The organism is Streptomyces capitiformicae, assembly GCF_002214185.1.
GTDB lineage: Bacteria > Actinomycetota > Actinomycetes > Streptomycetales > Streptomycetaceae > Streptomyces > Streptomyces capitiformicae.
The window spans coordinates 641,205-654,474 of record NZ_CP022161.1; the positions used below are offsets into that span (position 1 = coordinate 641,205).

Genomic DNA, 13,270 nt, shown 5'->3' on the forward strand with positions numbered 1-13,270 from the left:
GGGTAGGGGCGGCGGGGGCGCTACCGGTTGGTGGCCGCGACCCACCGTTCGAGGACCGTCCGCGCCGCCCCCGAGTCGATCGACTCGGCGGCCCGCTCCATGCCACCCCGCAGCTGCTCCGCCAGCGTCCCTGCCCCCGGCTCCAGCGCCACCAGCGCCGCCGCCGAGTTCAACAGCACCGCATCCCGCACCGGCCCGGTCTCCCCACCCAGCAACCGCCGCGCGACATCCGCGTTGTAGGACGCGTCGGCCCCGCGCAACGCCTCGACCGGCACCAGATCCAGCCCCACATCCCGCGGATCGAAGGACTCCTCCGTCACCTTGCCGTCCCGTACGACCCACACCCGGGACGTGGCCGTCGTGGTCAGCTCGTCGAGACCGTCGTCGCCCCGGAAGACGAGCGACGAGTTGCCGCGCTCGGCGAAGACACCGGCCATGATCGGCGCCATACGGGGGTCTGCCACACCGACCGCCTGGGCCTTGACCATCGCGGGGTTGGCCAGCGGCCCCAGCGCGTTGAACACGGTCCGGATGCCCAACTGCCCGCGCGCCGCGGCCACATGCCGCAGCGCCGGGTGGAACTTCACCGCGAAGCAGAAGGTGATCCCGGCCTCCTCGGCGACCTCCGCCACCCGCTTCGGCGTCAGCTCCAGATTGACACCGAGCTTCTCCAGCACATCGGACGCACCGGACGCCGACGAAGCGGCCCGGTTGCCGTGTTTGACGACCTTCGCCCCCGTACCGGCGACGACGATCGACGACATCGTGGAGATGTTGACCGTCTTGGCGCCGTCCCCGCCCGTACCGACGATGTCGACGGTCTTACCCGACACCTCGATGACGTTGGCGTGCTCGTACAGCGCCCGCACCAGCCCGGTGATCTCCTCGACGGTCTCGCCCTTGGCCCGCAGCGCCACCACGAACCCGGCGATCTGCGCGTCCGTCGCCTCGCCGCGCATGATCTGGTCCATCGCCCAGAACGTCGCGCCGGCGTCCTGGTCGCGCCCGGACAGCAGCGCGTTCAGCACCTCGGGCCAGGAACGGCCCGCCGCGGTGTCGCCTCCAGCGGGGGTCACAGCGCTCATAAGGCCGCTCCTGAGTGTCGTAGATCACAGACATGGATCAGAACAGTGTGAACCCCACCCTATCCAGCTCCACGCACGGCGAAGGGCCCCCGTCCGAAGATCGGACGGGGGCCCTTCGACCGTGGTGTGGCGAAGCGAGCCGGCGATCAGGCCGGCAGGCGATCAGTGGTGGCCGTGGCCGCTCGTGATCTCCTTGTACTCCTCGACGGTGGGCTTGGCGATCTGGCTGTCCTCGCCGTAGTAGCCCCTGTTGAGCTTGACCCGGAGCTTCTCGCGGCGCGTGATCTTGCGGGCGACACCGTTCTCGTCGACCGCGGGACCGATCTCGGCCGGCGCGTACTGCTCGTGCGCGGTGAGCGTGTGCAGCTGCTCCTGGCTGAGCGGCTCGTGGACCTCGATGAACTCACCGTGCGGCAGGCGCTTGATGATGCCGGTCTCGCGACCGTGCAGGATCTTGTCCCTGTCCCGGCGCTGCAGGCCGAGGCAGATCCGCTTGGTGATGATGAACGCGAGGACCGGGGCCACGAAGAACGCGATCCGGACGAACCAGGTGATGGCGTTGATCGACAGGTGGAAGTGGGTCGCCCAGAGGTCGTTTCCACCACCGATCAGCAGAACCATGTACCAGGTGATCCACGCGACACCGAAGGCCGTACGGGTCGGGGCGTTGCGCGGGCGGTCCAGGATGTGGTGCTCGCGCTTGTCGCCGGTGACCCAGGACTCGATGAACGGGTAGACCGCGATCGCGACCAGGACCAGCGGGAAGATCACCAGCGGGATGAACACACCCAGGACGAGCGTGTGACCCCAGAAGTTGATCTCCCAGCCCGGCATGACACGGATCAGACCCTCGGAGAAGCCCATGTACCAGTCGGGCTGGGCGCCGGTCGACACCTGGTCCGGACGGTAGGGACCCATGGTCCAGATCGGGTTGATCGTGGCGATCGCCGAGATGATCGCGATGACACCGAAGACCAGGAAGAAGAAGCCTCCGGCCTTCGCCATGTACACGGGAAGCAGCGGCATACCGACGACGTTGTTGTTCGTCTTGCCGGGGCCCGCGAACTGCGTGTGCTTGTGGTAGAAGACCAGGATCAGGTGCGCCACCATCAGACCGAGCATGATGCCCGGCAGCAGCAGGACGTGGACCGAGTAGAAGCGGGCCACGAAGTCGCCGCCCGGGAACTCGCCGCCGAAGAGGAAGAACGACAGGTACGTGCCGACGATCGGCACGGACAGGACCGCGCCCTCCATGAAGCGGACACCGGTGCCGGAGAGCAGGTCGTCCGGGAGCGAGTAACCGGTGAAGCCGGTGAACATGCCGAGGACGAACAGCAGGAAGCCGAACAGCCAGTTGATCTCACGCGGCTTGCGGAACGCGCCGGTGAAGAACACGCGCATCATGTGCACGAACATGCCGGCGAGGAAGACCAACGCGGCCCAGTGGTGGATCTGCCGGATCAGCAGACCACCGCGCACATCGAAGGAGATGTGCATGGTCGAGTTGAACGCCTCGGACATCAGCTGTCCCTGGAGCGGGACGTAGGAGCCGTGGTACTCCACCTCGTTCATCGACGGGTGGAAGAACAGCGTCAGGTACACACCCGTGAGGATGATGATGATGAAGCTGTACATGCAGATCTCGCCCAGCATGAACGACCAGTGGTCGGGGAAGATCTTGCGCATGTTGGCCTTGGCCAGGGAGTAGATCCCGAGCCGGCCGTCGGCCCAGTCGGCGACTCGCTCGCCGGCCGGTGCCTTGCCGCGCTTGTCGCGCGCCTCGGTGGTGGTCGTAGTGCTCATCCGCGCTCCCAGAAGGCAGGACCGACGGGCTCTTCGAAGTCGCTGACCGCTTCGAGGTAGCCGTCTTCACCGACGGTGATCCTCAGCTGCGGAAGAGCGTGACCCGCAGGGCCGAAGATGACCCGCCCGCCGTCGGCGAGGTCGAAGGTGGACTGGTGGCAGGGGCAGAGGGCGTGGTGCGTCTGCTGCTCGTACAGGGAGATCGGGCAACCCACGTGGGTGCAGATCTTCGAGTACGCCACGATGCCTTCGTGCGACCACTCCAGCTCGCGCTTGTCCTTGATGTCGCCCGGCTGGAGCCGGATGATCATCAGGGCGTCCTTGGCGATGTTCTTCTGGAAGTCGTGGTCGTGCTCGTTCAGGCCGTCCGGCATGGCGAAGGTCAGCGACCCGACCGCGACGTCCGAGGGACGCAGCGGCTCCATGGTGTTCATGTTGACGAGCTTCTTGCCCTTGGCCCAGGTGGTGTGCCGCAGCGAGGTGCCGGGCAGCGGACCGAGGTCGCGCAGCAGGACCACACCGGCGAGCGGGACCATGGCCAGCGCGCCGAGCATCGTGTGGCGAATCAGCTTGCGACGGCCGATCACCGACTCGGCGGCGCCCTGCTTGAAGTCCGCGTGGACCTGCGCGCGGACCTCGGGCGAGGCCTCGATCGGGTGCCGCTCGTCGGCGATCTCCACGTCGGACATCAGGGTGCGGGCCCAGTGGACCGCGCCCGCGCCGATGCAGAACAGGGCCAGACCGAGGGTCATGCCCAGCGCGAAGTTCAGCGCGCTGATGTGACCGATCGGCCAGACGTAGATCGCCTTGTCGACGGGGATCGCCACGTACGCGGCGATGAACGCGATCGTGGACAGCATCGACACCGTGAACAGCAGGGCGACCGTGCGCTCGGACCGCTTGGCGGCTCGCTCGTCGATGTCCTGGATCCGGTGCTCGTGGGGCGGGAGGCCAGGGTCCGCGAAGGGGTTCTTCTCGTCCGCGACCTTCACCGCGCCGTGCGCGTCGCCCTGCTCAGCGGGCAGGTTCTCTTCTGGAATCTCTTGGCTACTCATGACTTCTTGGCCTTTGCGGTCCGAGCGGCGACCCAGACGGCGACGGCGATCAGCGTGCCGAGCCCGAACACCCAGCCGAAGAGGCCTTCGCTGACCGGGCCGAGCCCGCCGAGGCTGAGGCCACCGGGCTCCACGGTGTCGTCGCTGTTGACCGCTTCGAGGTACGCGATGATGTCCTTCTTGTTCTCCTCCGACAGCGTGGTGTCGGGGAAGGACGGCATGTTCTGCGGGCCGGTCTGCATGGCCTCGTAGATGTGCTTCGGGTCGACACCCTCAAGGCTCGGCGCGTACTTGCCCTCGGACAGCGCACCGCCCTTGCCGGTGAAGTTGTGGCACTGAGCGCAGTTGGTACGGAAGAGCTCGCCGCCCTCGGCGATGTCCGCGCCCTCGGGGTTGTACGCGTTCTCGGTCGGGATCTCCGGACCGGCGCCCAGCGAGGCGACGAACGCCGCGAGCTGGTCGATCTGGGCCTGCGAGTAGACGACCGGCTTCTTCGGAACCTGCGCGCCCGGCTGCTGGGCCGGCATACGCCCGGTGCCGACCTGGAAGTCGACGGCCGCCGCGCCCACACCCACCAGGCTGGGACCGTCGGTGGTGCCCTGACCGCCGGTGCCGTGGCAGCTCGCGCAGCCCACGGCGTAGAGCTTCTTGCCCTCCTCGATGGTGAGGGTCTGGGCGGTCTCATCGGCCTTGGCCGGTGCCGCGGGCGCGAAGGCGGTGAACAGCCCCCCGGTGGCCGCCAGCGCGATGAGTAGGACGACGACCGCCGCCAGCGGATGGCGTCGTCGTGCGGAGAGCTTTTTCACGGATTACCCCGGTGTCAGGATCTTCTGCGTCGGTGCTTCTGGAAGGGTCGTTCTCGGTGCGAGGCGCGGCGTTGAAGTCCGCCCGGCTCGCCCGCCCGATTACTTGATCATGTAGATCGTGGCGAAGAGGCCGATCCAGACGACATCGACGAAGTGCCAGTAGTAGGACACGACGATGGCCGCGGTCGCCTGCTCATGGGTGAACCTCCTGGCCGCGTAGGTGCGCCCGAGGACCAGCAGGAAGGCGATGAGGCCGCCCGTCACGTGCAGGCCGTGGAAGCCGGTGGTCAAGTAGAAGACCGAGCCGTACGGGTCGGACGAGAGCGAGAGGCCCTCGTGCTTGACCAGCTCGGTGTACTCGAACACCTGGCCGCCGATGAAGATCGCACCCATCACGAACGTGACGATGAACCACATCCGGAGCTTCTTCACGTCCCCGCGCTCGGCGGCGAACACGCCGAGCTGGCAGGTGAGGGAGGAGAGCACCAGGATCGTGGTGTTGGTCGCCGAGAACGGGAAGTTCAGGGTGTCGGCCTTCTCAGACCAGAACTCCGGACCGGTCACCGATCGCAGGGTGAAGTACATCGCGAAGAGGGCCGCGAAGAACATCAGCTCGGAACTCAGCCAGATGATGGTTCCGACACTGGTGAGGTTCGGTCGGTTGACCGACGGGTGCGCGTGACCCTTGTCTACTGTCGTTGCTGTCGCCACGACCGACATTATGTCGGTCGCTTATCCCGCCCTCACCCCGGGGGTGCCGTTCGGAGTGTTGCTGGCTTCCGGACCGCTGTTGACGTGGTGTTCAAGGGAGTAGCATCCGCGCATCGGGCCTGTCCGTACGACGCCAACGACGCCGAAGTACACGGAGGAACAATGCAGCCGACCGCCACGGTGCTGGTCTACAGCGACGACTCCAACACCCGCGAACAAGTCCGGTTGGCGACGGGTCGCCGTCCGGCGCCGGATGCTCCGCAGGTGGAGTTCGTGGAGTGCGCGACGCCGGCCGCCGTCATCAAGGAGCTGGACAGGGGCGGGATCGATGTCTGCGTCCTTGATGGTGAGGCCGTGCCGATGGGTGGCATGGGGGTCTGCCGGCAGATCAAGGACGAGATCTTCGACTGTCCGCCCGTGCTGGTGCTGATCGGGCGGCCTCAGGACGCGTGGTTGGCCACGTGGAGTCGGGCTGACGCCGCCGTGACGCTGCCGGTCGAGCCGGTGGAGTTCGCATCGGCCCTGGCTTCGCTTCTGCGGCACAACAGCGCGTTGAGCGCCTGATCACGCCGACTCCGGTGCCAAGCGTGCCCTGGCCGTCGTGTCAGGGCCCTGCTTGGTGCCCCCGGCCAGTGCGCTGCCCTCGCGCCACTTCGCCCAGTCGAGGTTCCAGTCGCCGAAGCCGTTGCCGAAGGGGGCCATGGTGTCACCGCCCGAGTTGACGACCTGGACGATGTCGCCCTCGTTGATGGTGTCGTAGAACCACTGGGCGTTGCCGTCGCTCATGCCGGTGCAGCCGTGGCTGACGTTGGCGTAGCCCTGGGAGCCGGTGGACCAGGGGGCGGCGTGGACGTACTCGCCGCTGTTGGTGACTCTCACGGAGTTGTGGACGGTCAGGTCGTAGAAGTCGGCCGCGCCTATGCTGGCGCTGGTCATCCGTACGGTGCCTTCCTTGGCCAGGACGACTTTGACGCCGTTGCGGGTGTCGTAGCCGGGCATGCCGGTGGTGACCGGGATCTTCCTGATGACCTTGTCGTTCTTGTAGACGGTCATCTGGTGTGCGGCGGCGTCCGTGACGGCGACGATCTTGTCGCCGGTGGTCAGCTCGATCGGCTTGGCCTTTCCGCCCCAGAGGCGGTCGCCGATCTTGATGCCCTCCAGGTTGCTGCGGACCCGGATGGTGGCGTTGGCCGGCCAGTACTCCTTGGGGCGGTAGTGGAGCTTCTTGTCGTCCACCCAGTGCCAGGCGCCTTCCGCGGCGGGGAGGGAGTCCACTTTGAGCGCGCGTTCGACGACGGACCGGGCCGCCCCATCCTTGACCGGTGTGCTGAGTTCGGCGGTGACGGGCTGGCCGACGCCGTACCTGCCCGCCTCCGGGCCGAAGGTGACATCCAGGCGCTTCTTGGTGAGGGGGCGGCCGGTGTCGAAAGCGAGGGTCTTACGGCCGGGGGCGCCGTCCTCGTCCTCGGTGCTCACGCGGACGGTGTAGCGGGCGTTGGCGGCGAGCGGTGAGGTGGAGTGCCAGCGGCCGCCATCGGCGGAGAGTTCGCCCGCCACATAGCGTCCTGTGGCGTCCACGGCAGTCACGTCGGTGATACGGCCGTCGTCCTCGGCGGTGACTTCCAGGGGCTTGCCCGGGTCGGCCTTCACGCCTTCGTCCATGGGGGTGTTGAAGGAGATCTGGTCGGCCGCGTCGTACGGCTTGCCCGCGAGCGGGTGGCCGCCGGAACCGCAGGCGGCGGTGCCCGCTCCGAGAGAGACGACCAGCAGAGTGCAGCTGACGACCATGCGGTTTCGCGGTGAGGTGCTCATGGGTTCAACGTAGAAACGGACGTCAAGCACGGCGCGCCGGGTGACCCGATCGGGGTACTTCCGGTGTGGGAAAAGGGGGAAGCCCGGACCTCCTGTCGGAGTGTCCGGGCTTCCGTGCTCAGCGCGTGTTACTGGTTCTGGTTCTCACCGCGGTAGTACTCGAAGACCCAGCCCCACAGGCCGATCATGATGATCGGGGCCGAGAAGTACAGCAGCCACCAGCCGAAGACGACGCCCATGAAGGCGAGCGCGCCACCGATGGCCAGGGACAGCGGCTGCCAGCTGTGCGGGCTGAAGAAGCCCAGCTCGCCCGCGTCGTCCGCGACGTCGGCCTCCTTGTCGTCCTGCGCGCCCACGTCGACCCGCCGGGCCGTGAAGGCCAGGTAGTAGCCGACCATGATGCACAGGCCGAAGGCCAGGAAGAGCGCCGTGGTACCGGCCGGCTCCTTCGACCACACGCCATAGACGATCGCCATGGCGAGGACGAAGACGCTCAGCCAGATGAACATCTTGCCCTGGATCTTCACTTGCCGGCCTCCTTGCTGACGCCGCTGCCCGCGAGCTCACCGGCGCCGGGGCCGCCGTGCGCGAGCTGCTCCAGCGCGGCGATCTCCGGGTGGTGCAGGTCGAACGCCGGGGATTCGCTGCGGATCCGCGGCAGGGTGAGGAAGTTGTGCCGCGGCGGCGGGCAGGAAGTCGCCCACTCCAGCGAACGGCCGTAGCCCCACGGGTCGTCGACCTCGACCGGCTTGCCGTACTTGGCCGTCTTCCAGACGTTGTAGAGGAACGGCAGGATCGACAGGCCGAGGACGAACGAGGCGATCGTGGAGATCGTGTTCAGGGCGGTGAAGCCGTCGGCCGCGAGGTAGTCCGCGTACCGGCGCGGCATGCCCTCGGCGCCCAGCCAGTGCTGGACGAGGAACGTGCCGTGGAAGCCGATGAACAGCGTCCAGAAGGTGATCTTGCCGAGGCGCTCGTCGAGCATCTTGCCCGTCATCTTCGGCCACCAGAAGTGGAAGCCGGAGAACATCGCGAACACCACGGTGCCGAAGACGACGTAGTGGAAGTGCGCCACCACGAAGTACGAGTCGGAGACGTGGAAGTCCATGGGCGGCGAGGCCAGGATGACACCGGTCAGACCACCGAAGGTGAAGGTGATCAGGAAGCCCGTCGCCCACAGCATCGGCGTCTCGAAGGACAGCGAGCCCTTCCACATCGTTCCGATCCAGTTGAAGAACTTCACGCCCGTTGGGACGGCGATGAGGAACGTCATGAAGGAGAAGAACGGAAGGAGCACACCGCCGGTGACGTACATGTGGTGCGCCCACACCGTCACGGACAGACCCGCGATCGCGATGGTCGCACCGATCAGGCCCATGTAGCCGAACATCGGCTTGCGGGAGAAGACCGGGATGACCTCGGAGATGATGCCGAAGAACGGCAGGGCGATGATGTACACCTCTGGGTGGCCGAAGAACCAGAAGAGGTGCTGCCAGAGCAACGCGCCGCCGTTGGCCGCTTCGAAGATTTGCGAGCCGAACTTGCGGTCCGCCTCCAGGGCGAACAGCGCGGCCGCGAGGACCGGGAAGGCCAGCAGGACCAGGACACCGGTCAGCAGCACGTTCCAGGTGAAGATCGGCATGCGGAACATGGTCATGCCGGGCGCGCGCATGCAGATGATCGTGGTGATGAAGTTGACCGAGCCGAGGATCGTGCCGAAGCCGGAGAAGGCCAGACCCATGATCCACATGTCGGCGCCGACGCCCGGCGAGCGGACCGCGTCCGACAGCGGGGAGTAGGCGAACCAGCCGAAGTCGGCCGCACCCTGCGGGGTGAGGAAGCCGGCCACCGCGATCAGCGAGCCGAAGAGGTACAGCCAGTAGGCGAACATGTTCAGCCGCGGGAACGCCACGTCGGGCGCGCCGATCTGCAGCGGCATGATCCAGTTCGCGAATCCGGCGAACAGCGGCGTCGCGAACATCAGCAGCATGATCGTGCCGTGCATCGTGAACGCCTGGTTGAACTGCTCGTTCGTCATGATCTGCGTACCCGGGCGGGCGAGCTCGGCGCGCATGAAGAGCGCCATGACGCCGCCGATGCAGAAGAACGCGAACGACGTGACCAGGTACAGCGTGCCGATCGTCTTGTGGTCGGTGGTCGTCAGCCACTTCACCACGACGTTGCCGGGCTGCTTGCGCCGGACCGGGAGCTCGTCTTCGTACGAGCCCTCGGCGGCAGCACCCTGAGGTTCGTTGAGGATGCTCACAGTTGGTTCGTCTCCCGGTTCTTCTCGTGGCTCGTCTGCTCAATGCCGGCCGGGACGTAACCGGTCTGCCCCTTCTCCGCGAGCTCCTTGAGGTGCTGCTCGTAGCGCTCGGGGGAGACGACCTTCACGTTGAAGAGCATCCGAGAGTGGTCCACGCCGCACAGTTCGGCGCACTTGCCCAGGAAGGTGCCCTCCTGGTTGGGGGTCACCTGGAAGGCGTTGGTGTGGCCCGGGATGACGTCCTGCTTCATCAGGAACGGCACCACCCAGAAGGAGTGGATGACGTCACGCGAGGTGAGGACGAAGCGGACCGTCTTGCCCTTGGGGAGCCAGAGGGTCGGGCCGGGGTTACCGGTGTCCGGGTTCTCGTCACCGGGGATGCCGCAGGTGTACACACCGCCGGCGTCCGCCGGGAAGTCCTTCTTGAACCGGTCCGGGATGGCGGCCAGGTTCTCGTCGGTCTTCGCGTCGCCGGTGGAGCCGTCGACGTTCTCGATGTAGTTGAAGCACCAGCTCCACTGGAAGCCGACCACGTTAACCGTGAGGTCGGGCTTCTTCGACGTGTCGAGGAGCTTCGACTCGTCGCGGGCGGTGAAGTAGAAGAGCACCGAGACGATGATCAGCGGGACGACCGTGTACAGCGCCTCGATGGGCATGTTGTACCGGGTCTGTGGGGGAACTTCGACCTTGGTGCGGCTGCGCCGGTGGAAGAAAGCACTCCACAGGATCAGGCCCCAGACCAGTACGCCCGTGGCGAGCGCGGCGGCCCACGACCCCTGCCAGAGGGAGAGGATCCGCGGAGCCTCTTCCGTGGTCGGGGTGGGCATACCAAGGCGGGGGAAGTCCTCCCATGTGCAACCGGTGGCGGTCGCCAGGACCAGGCCTGCGGTCAATGCCTGCAGCAGCTTCCGCCGCATCGGGCGCCGCGGCGAGCGGTCGGAGCCGTTGGGACTCACGTAGCGCCTTCCCGAGAGTCTCGCCCGCGCGGTATGGCTGCGGCCTTCTCGCTGGTCGGTCGCCGCCCTGCGACGGGCAGGGGTTTGGATGTTTATGCGGACCAAACCCTACTGGACGCGATTTGGGGGTGCGCGGGGAGGGGGTGCCAACTCGCCGGGGGTCACTTGTAGCGGTTACCTGGGGTGGGCGGGAGCGCCTAATAGCTCGGGAGTTCGGGTGTTTTGGCGGGTGCGGCGTGCGTTGTGGTTGTTCGCGCCCCGCGGCGGAGCCGCTGATGTCACCGCCCGCGCCCCTATTTGCCGAGCCCAGGTCCTAACGTTGAGCTGTGGTCTACTTCGACGCTGCTTCCGCCGCTCCTCTTCATCCCGTTGCCCGGCAGGCTCTTGCCGCCTCACTGGATGAGGGGTGGGCCGATCCCGCTCGTCTTTATCAGGAGGGGCGGCGGGCTCGGATGTTGTTGGACGCCGCTCGGGAGGCGGCGGCCGAGGCCGTGGGGTGTCGGGCGGACGAGGTGGTGTTCACGTCGTCGGGGACTCGGGCCGTGCACTCCGGGATCGCGGGGGTGTTGGCGGGGCGGCGGCGGGTGGGGCGCCACCTGATCGTGTCAGCCGTCGAACATTCCTCGGTGCTCCATTCGGCAGAGGTGTTCGAGGCGGGCGGAGGAACGGTCACGCGGGTGGCCGTGGATCGAACCGGTACGGCCACCGCGTCCTCGTACGCCGAGGCTCTCCGGCCCGACACCGCGCTCGCCTGTCTGCAGTCCGCCAACCATGAGGTGGGGACCGAACAGCCGGTCGCCGAGGTGGCGTCGGTGTGCCGGGAGGCCGGGGTGCCGTTGCTGGTGGACGCGGCGCAGTCGCTCGGGTGGGGGCGAGTGGACGGGGAATGGTCGGTTTTGACCGGCAGTGCCCATAAATGGGGTGGCCCGCCCGGAGTTGGGCTGCTCGTCGTACGCAAAGGCGTCCGGTTCGCTGCTCAAGGGCCCGCCGACGAGCGGGAGTCGGGGCGGGCCGCCGGCTTCGAGAACATCCCGGCCATCGTGGCGGCGGTCGCCTCACTGCGGGCCGTACGGGCGGAGGCGGCCGCGGAGGCCGTACGGCTACGGGAGTTGACGGATCGCATCCGGACGCGGGTGCCGTTGCTGGTGCCGGATGTGGAGGTGGTCGGGCATCCGACGCGCCGGCTGCCCGGCGTGGTCACTTTCTCGTGTCTCTATGTCGATGGGGAGACATTGCTGCACGAGCTGGATCGCGAGGGCTTCTCCGTGTCTTCGGGTTCCTCGTGCACGAGCAGCACGTTGACGCCCAGCCATGTGCTGCGGGCCATGGGAGTGCTCAGCGAGGGGAACGTGCGGGTGTCACTGCCGACCGGGGCGGTGGAGGAGGACGTCGAGCGGTTCCTGGCGGTGCTGCCGGGGGCGGTCGCGGCCGTACGGGAGAAGCTGGGGGCCCCTGTACCGGCCGACGTGGCCGTCGTACGGGACGACGTCCTCGTGGTGGACGCGCTGGGCAAGCGATGCCCGCTCCCCGTGATCGAGCTGGCGAAGGTCATCGGGGACGTACCGGTCGGGGGCACGGTCCGGGTCCTGTCCGACGACGAGGCGGCCCGCCTGGACATCCCGGCGTGGTGCGAGATGCGGGGCCAGGAGTACGTGGGGGAAGAGCGGGCGGAGAGGGGTTCGGCGTATGTGGTGCGAAGGGTGAGTTGAGGCGATACCCGCGCCCCTGGTTTTGAGGGGCGCGGGCTGTGTCGAGCATGCGGCTCCGCCGGGTGGGCGCGAGCCTCAGCCGAGGTGGGCCTGCACCTCTTCGGCGGCGTCCTGGCCGTACGCCTTGGTGAACCGCTCCATGAAGTGCGCCCGACGCAGCTGGTACTCCTGCGTACCGACCGTCTCGATGACCAGCGTCGCGAGCATGCACCCGACCTGCGCGGCCCGCTCCAGCGAGACGCCCCAGGCGAGACCCGAGAGGAACCCCGCACGGAAGGCGTCGCCGACGCCCGTGGGGTCGGCCTTGCGCTCCTCGTCGGGGCAGCCGACCTCGATCGGGTCGTGGCCGGCGCGCTCGACGCGGACGCCCTGCGCGCCGAGCGTGGTCACCCGGTGGCCGACCTTCCCGAGGATCTCGGCGTCCGACCAGCCGGTCTTGGACTCGATGAGGCCCTTCTCGTACTCGTTGGAGAAGAGGTACGTGGCGCCGTCCAGCAGCACCCGGATCTCGTCGCCGTTCATGCGGGCGATCTGCTGGGAGAAGTCGGCGGCGAAGGGGATGCCCCGGGAGCGGCACTCCTCGGTGTGGCGGAGCATCGCCTCGGGGTCGTCCGCGCCGATGAGGACGAGGTCGAGGCCGCCGACGCGGTCGGCGACGGTCTTGAGCTCGATGAGGCGGGCCTCGCTCATGGCTCCGGTGTAGAAGGAGCCGATCTGGTTGTGGTCGGAGTCCGTGGTGCAGACGAAGCGGGCCGTGTGCAACGTCTCGGAGATGCGCACGGAGGCCGTGTCCACACCGTGCCGGTCGAGCCACGCGCGGTACTCGTCGAAGTCCGAGCCCGCCGCGCCGACGAGGACCGGGGTGGTGCCGAGCTGCCCCATGCCGAACGCGATGTTCGCGCCGACGCCGCCCCGGCGTACGTCGAGCTGATCGACGAGGAAGGAGAGGGAGACCGTGTGCAGCTGGTCCGCGACGAGTTGATCGGCGAAGCGGCCGGGGAAGGTCATCAGATGGTCTGTGGCGATGGAGCCGGAGACTGCGATACGCACGGCGAGGACACGCTCCT

Annotated in this window: 12 protein-coding genes; 2 read left to right on the forward strand and 10 right to left on the reverse strand. The window is 67.6% G+C overall.

Annotated features, from left to right (window positions below; translation table 11 throughout):
* Window positions 1-20 precede the first annotated feature (20 nt).
* The 5 genes from trpD to ctaE form a co-directional block, all read right to left on the reverse strand.
* Entirely contained in the window at window positions 21-1,085 is a 1,065-nt protein-coding gene (trpD, locus tag CES90_RS02780) for an anthranilate phosphoribosyltransferase (protein ID WP_189781646.1), read from the reverse strand.
* Between the two features lie 162 nt (window positions 1,086-1,247).
* On the reverse strand, window positions 1,248-2,888 hold the full coding sequence (gene qcrB, locus CES90_RS02785) for a cytochrome bc1 complex cytochrome b subunit (RefSeq protein ID WP_189781645.1): 1,641 nt from the start codon (window positions 2,886-2,888) through the stop codon (window positions 1,248-1,250).
* Window positions 2,885-3,943 carry a cytochrome bc1 complex Rieske iron-sulfur subunit gene (gene qcrA / locus CES90_RS02790; RefSeq protein ID WP_189781644.1) on the reverse strand — a complete coding sequence of 353 codons (1,059 nt, stop codon included), beginning with the start codon at window positions 3,941-3,943 and terminating at the stop codon, window positions 2,885-2,887. The genes qcrB and qcrA overlap by 4 nt, the downstream gene beginning before the upstream one ends.
* Window positions 3,940-4,749: a cytochrome bc1 complex diheme cytochrome c subunit gene (qcrC, locus tag CES90_RS02795; RefSeq protein WP_189781643.1), complete on the reverse strand. Its 810-nt coding sequence runs from the start codon at window positions 4,747-4,749 to the stop codon at window positions 3,940-3,942. Before qcrC ends, qcrA begins: the two co-directional genes overlap by 4 nt.
* A gap of 99 nt (window positions 4,750-4,848) precedes the next feature.
* Window positions 4,849-5,469: an aa3-type cytochrome oxidase subunit III gene (gene ctaE / locus CES90_RS02800; protein ID WP_189781642.1), complete on the reverse strand. Its 621-nt coding sequence runs from the start codon at window positions 5,467-5,469 to the stop codon at window positions 4,849-4,851.
* 153 nt (window positions 5,470-5,622) lie between these two features.
* On the opposite strand from ctaE, the gene CES90_RS02805 reads away from it, so the two are divergent.
* The gene (locus CES90_RS02805; protein WP_189781641.1) at window positions 5,623-6,024 is read left to right on the forward strand and encodes a response regulator transcription factor; all 402 of its coding nucleotides are present in this window, start codon (window positions 5,623-5,625) and stop codon (window positions 6,022-6,024) included.
* Here CES90_RS02805 and CES90_RS02810 read toward each other — a convergent pair whose 3' ends face one another.
* From CES90_RS02810 to ctaC, 4 genes are all read right to left on the reverse strand, one after another.
* Window positions 6,025-7,272: a L,D-transpeptidase gene (locus tag CES90_RS02810; protein WP_189781640.1), complete on the reverse strand. Its 1,248-nt coding sequence runs from the start codon at window positions 7,270-7,272 to the stop codon at window positions 6,025-6,027.
* A 128-nt stretch (window positions 7,273-7,400) separates the two neighbouring features.
* Window positions 7,401-7,799, reverse strand: a complete 399-nt coding sequence (locus CES90_RS02815; protein ID WP_189781639.1) for a cytochrome c oxidase subunit 4 — start codon at window positions 7,797-7,799, stop codon at window positions 7,401-7,403.
* Window positions 7,796-9,538: an aa3-type cytochrome oxidase subunit I gene (gene ctaD / locus CES90_RS02820; RefSeq protein WP_189781638.1), complete on the reverse strand. Its 1,743-nt coding sequence runs from the start codon at window positions 9,536-9,538 to the stop codon at window positions 7,796-7,798. The genes CES90_RS02815 and ctaD overlap by 4 nt, the downstream gene beginning before the upstream one ends.
* Window positions 9,535-10,494 (reverse strand): aa3-type cytochrome oxidase subunit II, encoded by a 960-nt coding sequence (ctaC, locus tag CES90_RS02825; protein WP_189781637.1) that lies wholly within the window; start codon window positions 10,492-10,494, stop codon window positions 9,535-9,537. The genes ctaD and ctaC overlap by 4 nt, the downstream gene beginning before the upstream one ends.
* 326 nt (window positions 10,495-10,820) lie before the next feature.
* On the opposite strand from ctaC, the gene CES90_RS02830 reads away from it, so the two are divergent.
* The gene (locus tag CES90_RS02830) at window positions 10,821-12,203 is read left to right on the forward strand and encodes a cysteine desulfurase/sulfurtransferase TusA family protein (RefSeq protein ID WP_189781636.1); all 1,383 of its coding nucleotides are present in this window, start codon (window positions 10,821-10,823) and stop codon (window positions 12,201-12,203) included.
* A 75-nt stretch (window positions 12,204-12,278) separates the two neighbouring features.
* Here the strand turns inward: CES90_RS02830 and CES90_RS02835 are convergent, their stop codons facing one another.
* Complete coding sequence (locus CES90_RS02835) at window positions 12,279-13,253, reverse strand: carbohydrate kinase family protein (RefSeq protein WP_189781635.1); 975 nt, start codon at window positions 13,251-13,253, stop codon at window positions 12,279-12,281.
* Window positions 13,254-13,270: the final 17 nt, after the last annotated feature.